The sequence below is a fragment of the Streptosporangium sp. DT93 genome (assembly GCF_049844535.1).
In the GTDB taxonomy this organism is placed as follows: domain Bacteria; phylum Actinomycetota; class Actinomycetes; order Streptosporangiales; family Streptosporangiaceae; genus Streptosporangium.
Window position 1 is genome coordinate 24,874 of the sequence record NZ_JBNCLF010000034.1, and the last position, 16,766, is coordinate 41,639.

General features: G+C 73.8%; 14 protein-coding genes. 4 read left to right on the forward strand and 10 right to left on the reverse strand.

The features are described from left to right. Positions 1–28: 28 nt before the first annotated feature. Genes cydC through ACLQ2R_RS38545 form a run of 4 tightly spaced genes read right to left on the reverse strand, consistent with a single transcriptional unit; the run spans position 29 to position 5,608 of the window. Positions 29–1,747: a thiol reductant ABC exporter subunit CydC gene (cydC, locus tag ACLQ2R_RS38530; RefSeq protein WP_425966370.1), complete on the reverse strand. Its 1,719-nt coding sequence runs from the start codon at positions 1,745–1,747 to the stop codon at positions 29–31. Beyond that, positions 1,744–3,627, reverse strand: a complete 1,884-nt coding sequence (gene cydD / locus ACLQ2R_RS38535) for a thiol reductant ABC exporter subunit CydD (RefSeq protein WP_425966371.1) — start codon at positions 3,625–3,627, stop codon at positions 1,744–1,746. Before cydD ends, cydC begins: the two co-directional genes overlap by 4 nt. Positions 3,628–3,644: 17 nt before the next feature. Next, the gene (locus tag ACLQ2R_RS38540) at positions 3,645–4,412 is read right to left on the reverse strand and encodes a cytochrome d ubiquinol oxidase subunit II (protein ID WP_425966372.1); all 768 of its coding nucleotides are present in this window, start codon (positions 4,410–4,412) and stop codon (positions 3,645–3,647) included. Positions 4,413–4,423: 11 nt separating this feature from the next. After that, positions 4,424–5,608 (reverse strand): cytochrome ubiquinol oxidase subunit I, encoded by a 1,185-nt coding sequence (locus tag ACLQ2R_RS38545; protein ID WP_425966373.1) that lies wholly within the window; start codon positions 5,606–5,608, stop codon positions 4,424–4,426. A 166-nt stretch (positions 5,609–5,774) separates the two neighbouring features. Here ACLQ2R_RS38545 and ACLQ2R_RS38550 point away from each other — a divergent pair, with 166 nt between their 5' ends. Next, the gene (locus ACLQ2R_RS38550) at positions 5,775–6,104 is read left to right on the forward strand and encodes a PadR family transcriptional regulator (RefSeq protein ID WP_425966374.1); all 330 of its coding nucleotides are present in this window, start codon (positions 5,775–5,777) and stop codon (positions 6,102–6,104) included. 30 nt (positions 6,105–6,134) lie between these two features. Here ACLQ2R_RS38550 and ACLQ2R_RS38555 read toward each other — a convergent pair whose 3' ends face one another. Further along, the gene (locus ACLQ2R_RS38555; protein WP_425966375.1) at positions 6,135–6,779 is read right to left on the reverse strand and encodes a TetR/AcrR family transcriptional regulator; all 645 of its coding nucleotides are present in this window, start codon (positions 6,777–6,779) and stop codon (positions 6,135–6,137) included. A 66-nt stretch (positions 6,780–6,845) separates the two neighbouring features. Between ACLQ2R_RS38555 and ACLQ2R_RS38560 the strand changes: the two genes are divergently transcribed. Next, entirely contained in the window at positions 6,846–7,610 is a 765-nt protein-coding gene (locus tag ACLQ2R_RS38560) for an SDR family NAD(P)-dependent oxidoreductase (RefSeq protein WP_425966376.1), read from the forward strand. Positions 7,611–7,712: 102 nt separating this feature from the next. Here the strand turns inward: ACLQ2R_RS38560 and ACLQ2R_RS38565 are convergent, their stop codons facing one another. Beyond that, a complete protein-coding gene (locus tag ACLQ2R_RS38565; protein WP_425966377.1) occupies positions 7,713–8,885 on the reverse strand; it encodes a macrolide family glycosyltransferase in 1,173 nt (390 codons plus the stop codon). Positions 8,886–8,926: 41 nt separating this feature from the next. Here ACLQ2R_RS38565 and ACLQ2R_RS38570 point away from each other — a divergent pair, with 41 nt between their 5' ends. Next, entirely contained in the window at positions 8,927–9,547 is a 621-nt protein-coding gene (locus ACLQ2R_RS38570) for a TetR/AcrR family transcriptional regulator (protein ID WP_425966378.1), read from the forward strand. An 89-nt stretch (positions 9,548–9,636) separates the two neighbouring features. Here ACLQ2R_RS38570 and ACLQ2R_RS38575 read toward each other — a convergent pair whose 3' ends face one another. The 4 genes from ACLQ2R_RS38575 to ACLQ2R_RS38590 all read right to left on the reverse strand — a co-directional run bounded on the left by ACLQ2R_RS38575 (position 9,637) and on the right by ACLQ2R_RS38590 (position 14,113). Further along, a complete protein-coding gene (locus tag ACLQ2R_RS38575; protein ID WP_425966379.1) occupies positions 9,637–11,037 on the reverse strand; it encodes a family 43 glycosylhydrolase in 1,401 nt (466 codons plus the stop codon). 340 nt (positions 11,038–11,377) lie between these two features. Next, positions 11,378–12,205 (reverse strand): sugar nucleotide-binding protein, encoded by an 828-nt coding sequence (locus ACLQ2R_RS38580; RefSeq protein ID WP_425966380.1) that lies wholly within the window; start codon positions 12,203–12,205, stop codon positions 11,378–11,380. A 76-nt stretch (positions 12,206–12,281) separates the two neighbouring features. Then, positions 12,282–12,965 carry a permease prefix domain 1-containing protein gene (locus ACLQ2R_RS38585; protein WP_425966381.1) on the reverse strand — a complete coding sequence of 228 codons (684 nt, stop codon included), beginning with the start codon at positions 12,963–12,965 and terminating at the stop codon, positions 12,282–12,284. Beyond that, entirely contained in the window at positions 12,932–14,113 is a 1,182-nt protein-coding gene (locus ACLQ2R_RS38590; protein WP_425966382.1) for a pentapeptide repeat-containing protein, read from the reverse strand. Before ACLQ2R_RS38590 ends, ACLQ2R_RS38585 begins: the two co-directional genes overlap by 34 nt. A 163-nt stretch (positions 14,114–14,276) precedes the next feature. Here ACLQ2R_RS38590 and ACLQ2R_RS38595 point away from each other — a divergent pair, with 163 nt between their 5' ends. Continuing rightward, on the forward strand, positions 14,277–16,646 hold the full coding sequence (locus ACLQ2R_RS38595; RefSeq protein WP_425966383.1) for an ExeM/NucH family extracellular endonuclease: 2,370 nt from the start codon (positions 14,277–14,279) through the stop codon (positions 16,644–16,646). Positions 16,647–16,766 lie beyond the last annotated feature (120 nt).

A 16,766-nucleotide genomic window follows, 5' to 3' on the forward strand; every position in this document is an offset into this window, starting at 1 on the left:
TTCTCCGGCGATCAGTGCCTCCCGGCGATCAGTGCCTCCCGGCGGTCAGCGCCTCCGACCGCCACAGATCGCGGTAGTAGCCGGGGGAGGAGACCAGCTCCTCGTGGGTGCCCCGCTGCGTCACCGTCCCGTTCTCCAGCACAACGATCTCGTCCATCGGCTCCAGCCCGCGCAGCCGGTGGGTGACCAGCAGCGTCGTACGGCCGTGGGTGGCGTCCAGCAGGTCGGCCATGAGGGCGTCCGCCGCCGTCTCGTCCAGGGCCTCCGCCGGCTCGTCCAGCAGCAGCACCGGCGGATCGTGCAGCAGCGCCCTGGCCAGGGCCAGCCGCTGGAGCTGGCCTCCGGAGAGCGTCCGCCCGTCCTCGCCGAGCACGGTGTCCCAGCCGGTCCGCTCCACCCACCCGTCCAGGCGCGCCCGCCGCAGGGCCTCGTGCAGCTCGGCCTCGTCCGCCTCCGGCCCGGCCAGCCGCAGGTTGTCGCGCACCGACGTCTGGAACACGTACGGGTCCTGGGTCAGCCCGGTCATCACCCGCCGGACGTCGTCCCCGGCCAGCTCGCGGACGTCCACCCCGTTCACCCGGATGGTGCCCGACGCGGGCTCGACCAGGCGCATCAGGGCCGACAGCAGGGTGCTCTTGCCGGCGCCGCTGGGGCCTACCAGGGCGACCCTCCTGCCGGGGGTGAGGGTCAGATCGACCCCGTTCAGGGCGGGGGCGCGGCTCGCGTCGTGCCGGACCACCAGGTCCCTCACCTCGACGGTCGGCGGTCCGGCGGGGACCTTCGCCGGAGCGTCCGGCTCGGTCACCGCCGGAGGGGCCGCGCCCACCTCACGCAGCCTGCGCAGGGCGGCGAGCACCCCGGTCAGCCGCTCCCCGGCCCCCGCCATCGGAAGCACGGGCTCGAAGGAGACCAGCGAGGTCAGGGCGAGCACCGCGATGGTCACGGAGCCGGCCCCCGCGCCCTGGGCGGTCAGCACGACCGCCGCCACGGTCAGGCCCTGGACCAGCACGCCGAGAGCCGAGGCGGCGGCGTTCGCCCTCGCCTGCCGTCGTTCCAGCCCGGCCAGCCGGGCGTCGGCCTCTCCGGCGGCGGCCAGGGCCCGCCCCCCGGCCCCGTAGGCGGCCAGGTCGGCCGCGCCGTGCACCAGGTCGGCGACCCGGGCCGCGAGGTCCGCCCGCGCCGGGGCGATCCGCGCCGCCCAGCGCCGCGCGGCGGCGGCCGTCGCGGCCGGGATCAGCACCCCGGCCACCAGCAGCCCGGCCAGCAGCACCAGCGCCGCGACCGGGAGCAGGAAGAGCCCGACCGTCACCGCGGCCACGCCGGTGACCAGCGCCGCGGCGGCCGGGAGCAGGCAGCGGACGAGCAGGTCCTGTACGGCGTCGGTGTCGTCGACCATCCGGCTGAGCAGGTCGGCGCCCCGCCGGTCCGCCGATCCCGCCGGGATGAGCGCCCGGTAGAGCCGTTCCCTGGTGGTGGCCTGGGCGCGCAGCGCCACGTCGTGCCCGGCGAGGCGTTCGCCGTAGCGGAAGACGCCCTTGGTGGTCGCGAACGCCCTGACCCCGACGATGGCCACGCTCAGCGCCGCCAGCGGCGGCTGCTCGGCGGCCCTGGTGATCAGCCAGGCGGCGGACGCGATCAGGCCCAGCCCGGCCAGCTCCGCCGCGGCGCCCGCCGCCGCCGCGAGCAGGGGCCGCCCGCCCGCCCGGCCCGCCGCCCTGCCCACGGGGACGCCCATGAGGTCGATCATGACGAGGCTCCTCCCGCGCGCACCACGGCCGCCGGTCTCTCCGCGCCTTTCGCGTCGGGTTCCCCCGTGGCGACCACCCGGCCGTCGGCGATCCGGATCACCCGGTCGGCCAGCTCGATCATCGCGGGCCGGTGGGCGACGATCACGGCGGTACGGCCCCCGGCCAGGTCGCGGGTCGCGCTCACGACCGCGCCCTCGCTGCGGCCGTCCAGCCGCGCGGTCGGCTCGTCCAGCAGGAGCAGGCCGGCCCCGGGGCGGCAGAACGCGCGGGCGAGGGCCACCCGCTGCCGCTGCCCGGCGGAGAGGTTCGCCCCGCGCTCGCCGACCACGGTGTCGTAGCCCCGCGGCAGCGCCGTGACGAACTCCTCGGCCTGCGCGGCCCGCGCCGCCTCCCTGATCTCGTCGATCGTCACGCCGGGGGCACCGAGCGCGATGTTCTCGGCCACGGAGGTGGCGAACAGGTGCGGGCGCTGGGGCACGAAGGCCAGCCTGGCGCGCCAGGCGTCGAGGTCGCCGATCTCGGCGCCGTCCACCAGCACCCGTCCCTCGGACGGGCTGACGAAGCCGAGCAGCAGATGCAGCAGGGTGCTCTTGCCCGCCCCGCTCTCGCCCACCAGCGCCACCCGCTCGCCGGGCGCGATCACCAGCGAGACGTCCTCCAGCGCCGCGTCCCGCCGGTCGGGATAGCGCACCGTGACGTGCTCCAGACGGATCTCCGGAGCACGTCCCGCGACTCCTGCGACCCGGCCGGTTCCGCCGGACCCACCGACCTCGCGGTCATCACCGGAACCCGACCCACCCGAACCAGACTCGCCGTCACCGGCCTCACCGGAACCGGCCTCACCGGAACCAGACTCGCCGTCACCGGCCTCACCGGAACCGGACGCGCCGGAACCGGTCCCACCGGCCTCGTCGGAACCGATCCCGGACGCCCCCGCCCCGGCCCCGGTCTTCCCGTCCAGGACGGCGAACGCCTCGTCGGCCGCGGCGACGCCCTCCATCGCGGCGTGGAACCGGCTCCCCATCATGCGCAGCGGCAGGTACGCCTCCGGCGCGAGCAGCAGCACCAGCAGCGCGGTCGACAGGTCCAGCGAGCCGGACAGCAGCCGCAGGCCCACCGGGACCGCGACGAGCGCCAGGGAGAGCGACGCGGCCAGCTCCAGCACCAGCGAGGACAGGAACGCCACCCGGAGCGTGCGCATCGTCGCGCTCCGGTGGGCGTCGGCGACCCGCTGGATCACCTCGGCCTGGTAGCGGGCCCTGCCGAAGGCGCGCAGCGTGGGAAGGCCGCGGACCACGTCCAGGAAGTGCCCGCCCAGGCGCGACAGGGCCCGCCACTGGCGCTCGGTGACGGCCCTGGTGTGCATCCCGACCAGCGCCCCGAAGATCGGGATGAGCGGGAGCGTGACCAGCACGATCAGGGCGCTGGGCAGGTCGGCGGCGAACAGCCGCACCAGCACCGCCACCGGCACGACAGCCGCGACCGCCACGGCCGGCAGGTACCCCGACAGGTAGGGGTCGAGGGCGTCCAGGCCGCGGCCGGTCAGCGTCACCAGCTCCCCCGAGCGCTGGGAGGCGGGCCTGACGGGGCCGCTCTCCTGCAGCCGCGCCAGCAGGCGGTGCCGCAGGGCGGACTTCACGCCGGTGACCATCCGCCCGGCGGCGGCGCCCTGCGCCAGGACGAGCAGCGCCCGGACGCCGACGACCAGCGCCAGCAGGATCAGGGCGGAGGCCGCGAAGCGCCCGGACAACACCCCGGCGAGCAGCTCGGCCTGGAGCAGGACGAGCAGCCCGGCCAGGACGGCGGCGGCCAGGCAGACCACCAGGTGCAGGCGGACCGCCCGCTCGCCCAGCGCCAGCCGTACCAGATCCTTGTGCATGTCGACCTTAGAAGATCTCAGAAGAACGACGGAACCCGATCGGCGGCCCGTCCGGGACCGAACGTCCGCCATGTCCATACTTGCGCACCCACCATGACCGGCGCGAAGGGCAGGATGATGACACTCAACACACCCAGCGCCCCGGCCGAGGCCGTACGGTCCAGCAGCCACGGGGCGAGCGCGGCCAGCAGCACCGCGGCGGGCGCGGCGGCGGCGGCGCCGGAGGCCACCAGCGCCCACCCGCCGCGCCGGACGCGGGTCGCCCGGCCGGGCAGCCGCCAGGCCAGGAACGTCCGGCCGTGGAAGGCGAGCAGGGCGGCCACCAGCAGGCCGCCCGCCAGGCCGGGCAGGCCGATCAGCGGCGCGTCCAGCCCGCGGGCCATCGCGACCAGGGCCGTGCCCCAGCTCAGGGCGAGCCCCCAGGAGCCCGCGCAGACGGCCGCGTTCCAGCCCTCGCGCCACGCGCCCCCGTCGGCGCGGCGCCGGAACCAGAGCCCGGCGTCGCGGATGATCCACGACACCAGCAGGGAGACCACCAGCGGGTAGAGGCCGAACAGCACCTCTCCCTCGGCCGCGGGGAAGGCGCCGAACAGCACGCCCGCCACGGCGACCAGCCAGACCTCGCCCGCCAGGACGAACGGCGCCATGGCGGCGACGATCTCGTCGCGGTCGCGCCGGGTCCTGCCGGGCGCGAAGAGCAGCATGCCCGTCCCGATGCCGGGGCCCTCCAGGGCGAAGTAGCCGACCACCAGGACGGCGAACACGCAGAGCCACAGGATGTCCACGGTCTCTCCTCCTAGTGACTGAGCGCGTGCGCGCGCTCGTGGGGGTCGGCCGGGGCGGGCTCGCCCAGGGTGACGGCGGCGGGCCCGCGCCGCACGGTACGGGCGATCAGCACGTAGTCGACGATCGCGAGCAGGCCGAGCAGCCCGGCGAAGGCGACGAGCGAGCCGGTGACCATGGCGGGGGTGAGCCCGGGGGACATGGCGTCGGCGACGGTCAGCCTGCCGTTGATCATCCAGGGTTGCCGGCCGTTCTCCCTGGCCAGCCAGCCCAGGATCGCCGCGACGAAGGGCAGCGGGGTGATCGCCATCAGCACCGGCTGCGCCCAGCGCCAGCGGGGCAGCCAGTACACCAGCGGCGCCAGTACGAACGTGACGAGAAGCTGGAGCAGCTGGCCGATGAGGATCATGAAGCCCAGGCCCAGCCCGGCCGGCCCTCCGCCGTCGAACTTGCCCGGCTGGATCTCGCCGATCGCGCCGAACTGGGCGTAGCCGAAACCGACCGTGATCAGCGACCCGGCCAGGGAGACGATCACCCCGGTGCGGAGCGAGCCGGTGAAGAACTCCCGCTCGGGGGTGCGCCGGAACAGCTGGTACGCGCTGGCCCCCATCACCACGAAACCGCCGGTCCACAGGCCCGCGCCCAGGACGTGCGGCAGCGCCATGGTCAGGGCCGGGTTGGTGAGCAGCGCGCCGGGATCGGTCAGCACCAGGTGCCCGTCCCGCGCCACGGCACCCACCGGGTTCTGCAGGAACGAGTTGGCCATCATGATCCACAGGGCGGAGGCGTAGGCGGTCAGCGTCACCACCCAGATGCACGCCACGTGCAGCCAGGTGGGCAACCGGTGCCAGCCGAAGATCCACAGGCCCAGGAAGGTGGACTCCAGGAAGAACGCGCCGAGCGTCTCGATCGCCAGCGGCGCGCCGAAGACGTCTCCGGCGTAGTGCGACAGGCCGCTCCAGTTCATGCCGAACTGGAACTCCATCACGAGGCCGGTGAGGATGCCGAGCGCGTAGTTGATCACATAGATCTGGCCCCAGAAGCGGGTCGCCCGCTCGTGGATCTGTTTGCCGGTGACGGCGTAACGAGTGTGCATGATCGCGATCAGGGGGGCCAGGCCCAGTGTCAGGACGACGAACAGGAAATGAAGACTCCCCGTCACGGCGAACTGCGTCCGGGCCAGGTCGAGCACGTCCACGATCTCACCTCCAATGTCATGTCTGTCTACGTATAGACACTCTACATGTAGATGGCCTACATGTAGAGTGTCTATACGAGAGGTAGGCTGACCAGGTGAGTGATCGAAGCGGGCGGACCGGTGAGCCCGGTGGCCCCGGGGCCGGCCGGCGGGAAGAGGGAACGACATGAACACCGACGCGCTCCGCGGCCACATGGACGCCCTGCTGCTCTCCGTGCTGGAGCAGGAGCCGCTGCACGGCTACGCGATCATCGAGGCGCTCCAGACGCGGAGCGGGGGAGCGCTGACCGTGCCGACCGGCACGGTCTATCCGGCGCTGCGGCGGCTGGAGCAGGCGGGATATCTCACCGGCGAGTGGGCCACGGTGGGCGGGCGCAAGCGGCGCACCTACCGGCTGACCTCCGCGGGCCACGCGGCCCTGGCGGGGGAGCGCTCGGCCTGGCGGGAGTTCACCGGCGCCATCGGCAGCGTCCTGGAGCCCCGCCCGGCCCGCTGACGCCCTCCCCCCCGGGGGATCGTTTTTCGATCAGGCCCGCGGAAGGTCCGGCGGCCGTTCGATCATGTCGTCGCCGAAGGCGGCGGCGAGCGCCTTCGCGATCAGGTCGGGGAGCTCGCTGCGGCCGTCGTCCTCGGCCCAGCTCACCAGTGCCGTGTGCAGGGCGGCCAGGCAGGCGCTGGCCGTCGCCCGGGCGCGGAACGCCGCGTCGGGATCGGCGGCGTCGTCGCCCAGGGCGTCGACGATCGCCTGCTGAAGGGCGTACTGGTTGTCCAGGTGCCTGGCCCGCAGGGCCGGGGTCGAGATCATGAGCTGGAGGCGGGCGAGCAGGAACCGCCTGCCCGTCGTCGACTCGTCCTCGTGGCCGCCGCCGGTCAGCGTCGCGGCCGAGTCGACGAGCGCGCGGCCGATGCGGCGGACCAGGGGCTGCGCGGCGGAGGACGCGGCGATCCGCCCGGCGACGAGCCGGCCGTGCTGGTCGACCAGCACGAGGTCCTCCTTGGTGGGGAAGTGCCGGTACACGGTCATGGGCGACACCCCCGCGGCCTCGGCGACGTCGGCCACGGTCGTGGCGTCGTACCCGTGCTCGACGAACAGCCGTATCGCGTGCGCCTGGATCGCGCGCTGGGTCTCGGCCCGTCGGTGCGCCCTCAGTGTCGATTGCCGGTCGGACATGTGATAGACACTACCATCGTGTTAGTGACTACCAGATTGGTAGTCACTAACGGAAAGGTGGTCGACATGGGTGATCTGACCGGCAGGACGGCCCTCGTGACCGGAGCGTCGCGCGGCATCGGGCAGGCGATCGCGACCCGGCTGGCGGCGAAGGGGGCGACGGTCATCGTGCACTACGGCACGGACGAGGAGGGTGCGACGGCGACGGTCGACGAGATCGGGCGTGCCGGTGGGACCGCGTTCGCCGTGCGGGCGGAGCTGGGCGTGGACGGCGACGTCGAGACGCTCTTCGCGGGGGTCGAGGCCGGCCTGGCCGGGCGGCCGCTCGACATCCTCGTCAACAACGCGGCGGCGCCGCCCGCCGGCCCGCTCGGGGTCACGACCCGGGCGGAGTTCGACCACCTCTTCGCGGTCAACGTGCGAGCGCCGTACTTCGTCATCCAGCGGGCGTCGCCACTGCTGCGCGCCGGTGGCCGCGTCATCACGATCTCGTCCGTGGCGACCCGGATGGCCAACCCCGCCCAGACGTCCTTCGCCATGACGAAGGGCGCGATCGAGACGATGAGCATGACCCTGGCCAACGAGTTCGGGGTCCGGGGGATCACGGTGAACGCGGTCGCTCCCGGCGCCACCCGGACGGCGACCAACGGAGCGGTCTTCGACACGCCGGGCCTGAGCGAGTTCATCGCCGGCACGACGGCGCTCGACCGCCTGGGCGGGCCCGGCGACGTCGCCGACGTGGTCGCCTTCCTCGCCTCCGACGCCGCGCGCTGGATCACCGGTCAGGTCCTCGACGCGAGCGGAGGCCTGTTCCTCGGGCCGCGCGCCTGATCGCGGGTCACGGGGACGCGCCGCCGTCGGCGGGCGGACATCCGCCGGGGGTCGCCCTGCGTACGCCGCGTGCTCGGCGTGCCCTGCGTGCGCCGGGCCGTGTCAGCGGCGGGCGAGGACCTCCTCCACCGCGTCGGCCGCCGCCGGGGCCCCGCCCGCGTCGGTCATCTCCCGCCGCATCCACGTCAGCCGTTCGCGGACGCGCTCGTCACCGGCCACGTCCTCCACGGCCCGCCACAGCGCCCCGGGAGTGATCTCGCCCGGGGGCAGCACCGTGCCGAGACCCAGCTCGGCGATGCGGTCGGCGTTGGCCCGCTGCTCGGCCATCTGCGGCACCGCCACCATCGGCACCTCGAAGTGCAGGCCCTCCATGGTGCCGCCCATCCCGGCGTGCGTGACGAACGCCTTCGCGTGCCGCAGCACGGCCGTCTGCGGCGCGTGCCCGTGCACCTCCACGTTGGGCGGCACCGCTCCCAGCGCCGCACGGTCCGTCTCACCCACGGCCAGCACGACCTGCCAGGGCCGGTCGGCGGCCGCGCGCAGCACGGTGCGGTAGAAGTCGGGCCGGTCGTTGTAGCCGGTGCCCAGCGAGACCAGCACCACCGGGAGATCGCCGGAGGGTTTCCAGCCGCCCTGGTAGGCGCGCTCGGAGATGCCGGGCCCGGTGAAGACGTACCGGTCGGTGAAGGTCTCCCCGGCGTACTGGAAGGCGCGCGGCAGCGTCACCAGCCTGAGCGCGGCCTCGTCGCCCCGCATGAACGCCTGCAGGTCACGGAACCCCTCCGCCCGCAGGAAGCGGCTCAGCCGGACGGCCATGAGCAGGAAGCGCGGGCTCAGCGGGTTGAACGTCGTGTACTTCGTGCTCATCGACCAGTGCTCGTTGCTGACCAGGTTCGGCCAGGTCTCCACCGCGCGGACCCCCCACCGGCCGGCCAGGATGCGGCCCCACCAGCACAGCGGCCCGTCGTGGACCACCAGATCGGGACGCTCGCTCCCCTCCAGTTGCGCGAGCATCGCCCTGGTCTCGTCGAGCAGCAGGCCCATGGCCCGGACGAGCTCCCTGCCGTGCATCTGCGGCACCTCGATGTCGTCGCGCCCCTCCCAGGTGGAGGTGACCGGGACGACCTCGGCGCCGGTCTCGGCGACGCGCTCGGCGTACGCCGCCGTGGTGGCGTAGGTGACCCTGTGACCACGCCGTACGAGCTCGGCGGCGAGGGCCAGCGTGGGATTGACGTGCCCCGAACCGGAGGGGGCGAAGAATGCGACGGTTGCCATACCTGTGTATTTTAATACCTACGTATGGGATAGGGGAAGTCATGCCGAAGAAGGTCGACCACGACGAACGGCGCCGGCACATCACCGAGGCCGTGCTGAGCATCGCGGGCCGCCACGGCCTCGACCGCGCCACGCTGCGCGACATCGCCGTCGAGGCGGGCATCTCGCTCGGGGCCGTGCAGCACTACTTCCGCAGCAAGGACGAGCTGCTCCGGCACGTGATAGCCCACACGGGCGACCAGGTGACCGCACGGATCATGGCCGAGTTCACCGGCCCCGGCGGGCCCGGAGGCCCCGGCGGTACGGCCTCCGTGCGGGCCTTCCTGCAGGTGATGGCCGCCGAGATGCTGCCCCTGGACGCCGGCCGCCGGGCCGAACGCCGCGTCCTGCAGGCGTTCGGCGTCCGTGCCGCGGACACCCCCCACCTGGGGGAGTCCCTGCGGGAGGGCTACCACTGGCTGCACGACCGGGTCGCCGAACTGATCGGCGAGGCCCAGCGGGCCGGCGAGCTACGGCCCGAACTGGACGCCGGGCACGAGTCGATCGCGCTGCTCGCCATGATCGAGGGGCTGGCCTCCGACATCCTGATCGGCGTGCGCGACCCCGGCCAGGCCATGGCGAGCGTGCGCTACCACCTGGACCGGCTGGAGCGCGCCGGGTGACGCCCGCGGGAACCCGCGGCGGGGCGAGGTCGGATCCGCCGGTGGTGGTGCCGATCACCGACGCCCGCGGGGCCCCGCGGGGGAACGGCTCAGAGGGTGGGCACGATCGAGCGGATCATGCCGTTCGCGTCGAACTCCATCCGGTCGACGGCCACCTCCCGGTTGGTGCCGTTCCCCGCCGGTACGGCGAACCGGTGGTAGACGACGTACCACGTGTCGGTGCCGGGGGTCCGGACGACCGAGTGGTGGCCGGTGCCCTTGATCCCGGCCTCCAGCCGCTTCTGCAGCACGACGCCACGTCTGGTCCACGGCCCCATCGGGCTGGTCCCCGTGGCGTACGCCACCCGGTAGTCCTCGCTGCGGGTGTCGTTCTCCGACCACATGAGGTAGTAGGTCCCGTTGCGCTTGAACACGAACGGCGCCTCGTTGTAGCCCGACGGGGTGATCACGCGCACCTGCGCGGGATCGAAGGAGGTCATGTCGGCGTTCAGCGGCACGACGCGAGCGGCGCCCTGCCCCCAGTACAGGTAGGAGCGGCCGTCGTCGTCGGTGAAGACCATCGGGTCGATCGCCTGGCCGGAGTACCGTCCGGCGGCGATCAGCGGGCGGCCGAGCGCGTCCCGGAACGGGCCCGTGGGCGAGTCGGACACCGCGACCCCCAGCTGCTTGGCGGTGTTCCCCGAGGCCGCGCCGCCGCTGAAGTACAGGTAGTACCTGCCGCCCGCCGCCGCGACCGCCGGAGCCCAGGCCGAGTCGTCGGCCCACGACACGTCCGGGCCGTGGTCCAGGACCACGCCGTGGTCGGTCCAGTTGACCATGTCGGCCGAGGAGAACGCCTTGTAGTACGTGCCGCCCCAGCCCGCGTAGCCGTCGGTCGTCGCGTACAGGTGGTAGCGGCCGTTCGCGACGATGACGTGCGGGTCGGCGAACAGGCCGGGGATCACCGGGTTGCGGCTCGTCCTGGGCGCCCACGGCGCGGCGATCCTGAACGAGCTGTCCGCGCGGAACGCCGCGGTGTCCTGGTAGGCGTCCAGCCAGAGCCCGAAGTCGCGGTGCCTGATCCGCCGGCTCGGATAGTTGTAGGAGACCAGGGACGCCGAGCCGGCGACCGACCCGTCCACGGCGCAGAACGTGGCGTCGGCGCGGAAGGTCGCGTCACCGGTGTTGGCGTCGACGCGCAGCCGCCAGTCGTAGTGCCGCAGGAACAGGCCGTCCTTGGTCTGGAAGGAGTAGCACGACGGCGAGGCCAGGCCGTTGACCACGGTGAACGTGGCGTCCAGCCGGGTCTGGGCCGGGCTGGCGGAGGTCACCGGGTCGAGGCGGCCGAGCCCGCCGGTGTGCCGGACGTAGTGGCCGGAGTAGTTGACCGCCTCCAGCGACCGGGCGCCGGTCGGCAGCGTCGCGGCGTACACCGGAGCGGCCGTCGCCACCAGGGCGGAGCCCGCGAGCACGAGCGCGGCCGTCCCGGCCGTCCATCTGCCGCCTGTCATGCGGGCCCCTTCCCGTACACGGGGATGTTTGCGTTAACATTCGTCGGCCCAGGACTCCCGGACGAGGTTCGGAGACCACCGACACGTGGAGCACGCCGTCCGCGACCACCGTGAGGCGGCAAGGCGGGGCAGCGCCCCATCAGTGTCCGCGCTGACATCCGATCGGTCAAGACCGTCAAACCCGGCGAAACCGCGCCCCGGAGCTCCCGTGCCCTGCCGCGTTCGACGCCCTTTCCGTCGGGCTCGCTCGTCACCGGTCAGGGCGCGGGAACGCGCGGGTGCACCAGGCGGCGGCCACGCGCGCGGACGGCGGCCGCGACGCGCGCGGCCCCGTCGGCGGTCACCGCCCGGGGCGCAGGAACTCACGGGCCCCGCGAAGCCGTGTGTTCAGGCGCTCCTGGGTGCGGGTGCCGTCCAGGCGCACGTCCAGCGCGGCCGCACCCGTCCGCGCGCGGCGGCCGTGGGGGAGGGCGCCCGGGTCGTACCCGTCGCGGCGGGCGATCAGCATGCCGAGCTCGTGCCGGCTGAGCGCGTCGGCGCCCGCGAGGTGGACGATCCCGGTGTGGTCGCCGGCCGCCACCTCCAGCAGGGCGGCCGCGAGGTCCCCGGCGTACACCGGGCAGCGGATGTCGTCGGTGAACAGCATGCCCCGGCGTCGTCCTGTGGCCAGCGCGCGGACGAGCTCCTCGTGCGCGGAGTCGCCGTCACCGATGATCAGGGACGTCCGGGCCACGGCGGCCGACGGGTCCAGTGCCCGGACCGCCGTCTCGGCCGCCGCCTTGGCGGCACCGTAGGGCGTGATCGGATCCGGCAGGCTGTCCTCGTCGTAGCGGACGCTCGTACCGGAGAAGACGGCGTCGCTGGAGACGTGCACCAACCGGCGGCCACGTGCGCGGGCGGCGGCCGCGACGCGTGCGGCCCCGTCGGCGGTCACCGCCCAGTCGGCCCCTCCGGACGAGGCGTTGATCACGACAGCGGGCCGGACGGTGTCGACGGCCTCGGCGATCCGGCCGGGAACCCGCAGGTCGACCGGCAGCCATTGGACCCCGTCGCCGTCGGGGGGACGGCGGGTGGCGTAGGTGGCCGTGACGGTGTGCCCGCCGGCGCGCGCGAGCCGGACGAGCCACCCGCCCAGATGGCCGCTACCGCCCACGATCAGGATGTCCACGAGGAACCACGACAGGCAGGAACCTCGACGTGCGACGCTCGCGAGCCGTTCGGCCGAGGCTCCTCGCGGTGAACGTTCAGGCGGCGGCGGGGGTGTGGCGGGTGGCGGTCAGGCAGCGTAAGGCGCCGTAGAGTTGCGCGGTCCAGGCCGCGTAGCTCACCAGCGACGCCGCCATCCCCGGCGGGTAGTCGCCGAAGCCGAACGAGCCCCCCGAGCCCACCATCAGGGCCCCGCACAGCAGGGCCATCACCGGGAACGCGCCCCAGACGAACAGCGCCAGGCAGCGGATGACCAGCCGGGGCCTTCTGATCCTGCGCAGCCCCCGGCCGAGGACGAGCAGCGTGACGCCGCCCATCAGGCCGATGAACAGCTGCAGCATGTCCACGCCGCGGGCGACCGGGACGAACCAGGCGGGCGTGCTCTCGTACACGGTCCCGGCGGTGGGGAAGACCTTCCATATCATGCTCCAGACGAGCGTGGTGAGCGGCACGCCGACGAACAGCATGGCGGCCAGCCTGCGGCCCGCCGCGACGCCGAGCCGTTCCTGGTAGTCCGGCGCGATCTCGCGGATCGGCCCGAACTCCTCGACCGCGGCGCGCTCGGCCGCCTCGCGCTCCAGGCCGGCGTCCTGCATCGCCTCGGCGGTGTCGAGCAGGCCGTCGCGGGCCTCGGCGACCATGTCGAGCCTCAGGCTCCTGGGGCCCCGCAGGGCGCGGTTCAGCCCGGTCACGTAGTCGTCGATGACCCCGGCGCCCGCCATGTGCTCTCCACTCGCCCGTTCCGCGTCCGGGACACGTGATCCCCGTCCCGGTTCCCCGCCCGCACCATCTTGGTCCCGCTCCGTGGGGGAAGCATCCGGGACCACCCTGAGAAGACCCTGAATCCTCGCCCCCGCGCCCGGTCGCGCCGCTCGGAGGGGAGCGCGCAGCCGCTCAGCCTGAGCCCCTCGGGGTGGCGGAGCCCGGTCAGGGGGCAGGCGCTCAGGTCCAGGTCGGCCAGTTCCAGGTCCCCGGCGTCCAGCTCGCACAGCGAGACCAGCCGGGCGCCCGCCCGGCCCCTGACCGTGGCCGGGCCGCGCAGGACGGCCCCGGTCAGGTCCGCCCCGGCGCCGTCGAGCCGTACGGTCAGCCGCCCGCACACCTCCAGCCCCCTCAGGTCCACCGGGCACCCGCCCGCGGTCACGGCGAGGTCCCTGCCCGCCCACGCCCCGGCGAGGCTCAGGTGGCGGCGGACGAGGACCGGCGCCAGGTGGCCGCCCGCGAAGAAGCGCGCCCCGCCGAACCCGGCCAGGCCGCCGAAACGCGTGCCGCGCAGGGAGACGGTGCGGCGGAACCGGCAGCCCCGCAGGCTCGCGTCCCCGGCGAAGGCGGCGCCGTCGAAGGCGGCGAACCCCTGGAAGTCGGCGTTCTCGAAGGACGCGTCCCGGCCGAAGAGCGCCCCGCCGAACAGCGCGTCCCCGCCGACGCGCATCCCGTCGAAGGCCGCGTGCCCGTCGAAGACGGCGCCGTGCAGGGACAGCTCCCTGGCGAACCGCGCCTCCCGGAAGGAGACGTTGCCGGCGAACCGGACGCCGAAGAACGAGGCGAGGTGCCGGAAGCGGGCGTGGTCGAACGAGGCGTCCCCGCGGAACACGAGATCGCCCAGGCGCGCGCCGTCGGGGAAGACGGCCCAGTCGAACCGGGCGCGTCCCGGCCGGCCCCGGGTCGCGGCGACGATCCGTTCCAGCAGGCGCGCGCCGACGGAGGTGGCCCGCAGGTCGATCGCGGAGCCGGGGGAGAGGTCCGCCAGGACCTCGTCGAGGTCGGCGGCGTCCAGGTGGGCCAGGCACCGCCCGTAGGGGCGCCGCGCCGAACCGGCGCACTCGGGGGAGGCGGCGCAGGTGACCCACCCCACGTCCAGGGCTCTCATGAGAACGTCATACCCGCATGCGCCGGGGCAAGTGATTTCCAGGTCAAGGAAAGCCATATCTGGCGGACCCGGATAGACATGAAGTGTCAATATTCCATGATTTCACCTCCTATCAAGGTGCAAGTCGGTGTCCTTTGATCCACCGGCCTCTACGCTCCGGGTCATGCGTGCTTTATCCCGGGCGTTCGCCGCCCTCGCGGCCGCCGGTCTCGCCGCCACCGGCGTCGCGGCCCTCACCTCAGCCCCGGCCCTCGCGGCGCCGGGCACCGTCGTCATCGGCCAGGTCTACGGCGGTGGCGGCAACGCCGGAGCGCCGTTCGCCAACGACTACGTCGAACTGTTCAACCGCGGGGCCGCGCCGGTCTCCCTGGACGGCTGGTCCGTCCAGTACGCCAGCGCCACCGGCACCGGAAACTTCGGCGCCAACCCGGTCGTCCCCCTGACGGGCACCCTCGACCCCGGCCGGTACCACCTCCTCCAGCTCGCCGGCGGCACCAACGGCTCCCCGCTGCCCGCGCCGGACGGCACCGGGACGATCAACCTGAGCGGGACGTCGGGCAAGGTGGCCCTGGTCCGCTCGGCCGAGGGCCTGGCGTGCAACGGCGGCTCGACCCCCTGCGCGCCCGAGCAGACGGCCCTGGTCGCCGACCTGGTGGGCTACGGCACCGCCACCTACTCCGAGGGCACCCCCGCCCCGGCGCTCTCGGCCACCCTGGCGGGACTGCGCAGGGACCACGGCTGCGCCGACACCGACGACAACGGCGCCGACGTGGAGGCCGCGGCCCCCGCGCCGCGCAACGGGGCCGTCGCCGCCGCTCCCTGCGGCGCCGTCGAGCCCACCCCCACGCCCACCCCCACGGTGGAGCCCACGCCCACCCCGACCCCGACCCCGCCGGGGGAGCCGTGCCAGACCCCGGCGACCCACCGGATCGCCCAGGTGCAGGGCAACGGTGAGACGAGCCCGCTGGCGGGCCAGACGGTCCGCGTCGAGGGCGTCGTGACCGCCGACCTCCAGCAGAGCACCCAGCTCGGCGGCTTCTTCCTGCAGGACCCGACCCCGGACGCCGACCCCGCCACCTCCGAGGGCCTGTTCGCCTTCGCCCGCGACTCCTTCAAGGACGTCAAGGTCGGCGACCGCGTCCTGGTCACCGGCCGGGCCGTGGAGTTCAACGGCTGGACCGAGCTCTCACCGGTCACCGCGGTCGACGTCTGCGGCACCGGCACGATCAAGCCCGCCAAGCAGAGCCTGCCCCGCGCCGAGGGGGCGACCTTCGAGCCCGTCGAGAACATGCTCGTCACCTTCCCCGAGCCGCTCAGCCTCAGCGACCACTACAACCTGGGCCGCTACGGCGAGATCACCGTCGCCTCCGAGGGACGCGTGTTCCAGCCGACCGACCGGCCGGGCGTGGACGCCGCCAAGAACGCGCGGCGCACCCTGCTCGTGGACGACGGCTCCGGCGTGGAGAACCCGCCGGCCATCCCCTACACCGACCCGCGCACCGTCCGCCTGGGCGACACCGCGTTCGGCGTCACCGGCGTGATGGGGTACGGCTTCGGCAAGTACCGCCTCCAGCCGACCAAGAAGATCGACTTCCTCCGGCTCAACCTGCGCCTCCCCGCCCCGTTCCCGGTGATCGGCAACGTCAAGGTGGCCAGCTTCAACACGCTCAACTGGTTCACCACCCTCGGCTCGCGCGGCGCGAGCAACGCCGACGAGCAGCAGCGCCAGCTCACCAAGCTGGTCGCCGCGCTCAAGGGCATGAACGCCGACGTCGTCGGTCTCATGGAGGTGCAGAACAACGGCCAGACCGCGGTGCAGGCGCTGGTCGACGCCCTCAACGCCAAGGTCGGCGCGGGCACCTACGCGGCGCTCGCCCACCCCTACCCCGGCACCGACCTGATCCACGTGGCGATGATCTACAAGCCGGGCAGGGTCCAGCCGGTGGGGGCCGCGCGCTCCTCCACCGACCCGGTCTTCCGGCGCCCCCCGCTGATCCAGACCTTCCGCAGGGCCCAGGGCGGCGAGTCGTTCACCGTGCTGGTCAACCACTTCAAGTCCAAGGGCTGTGACGAGCAGGCCGTCGGCCCCGACGCCGACCAGGGCGACGGGCAGAGCTGCTACAACGGCGAGCGCGTCCGCCAGTCGCAGGCGACGCTGGGCCTGATCGACACCCTGAAGCTGACCAACCCGCTGGTGCTCGGCGACCTCAACGCCTACGGCGCGGAGGACCCGATCGACACCCTGGAGCAGGCCGGCCTGACCAGCGTGACCAAGAGGTTCGTCCCGGCCCCGCTGCGCTACAGCTACCTCTTCGACGGCCTGGTCGGCGAGCTGGACCACGCCCTGGTCGGCCGGGACCTGCTCAGGCGGGTGACCAGCGCGACGATCTGGCACATCAACGCCGACGAGAGCCGGATCACCGACTACAACACCGAGTTCAACCCGCCGGGCCTGTACCGGCCCGACGCGTTCCGCTCCTCCGACCACGACCCGGTGGTCATCGGCCTCACCCTGCCGGGCGCCCGCCGCTGATCCACGGCGCGGGACACCGGTGAGGAGTCCGGCGCGGGGGGCGGGGCCGGGGGCCGCCGCCCTGGCGCCCCCGCTCGGCACCCTCTACCGGCCGGCCATCACCCCCGACCACCCCTGGGC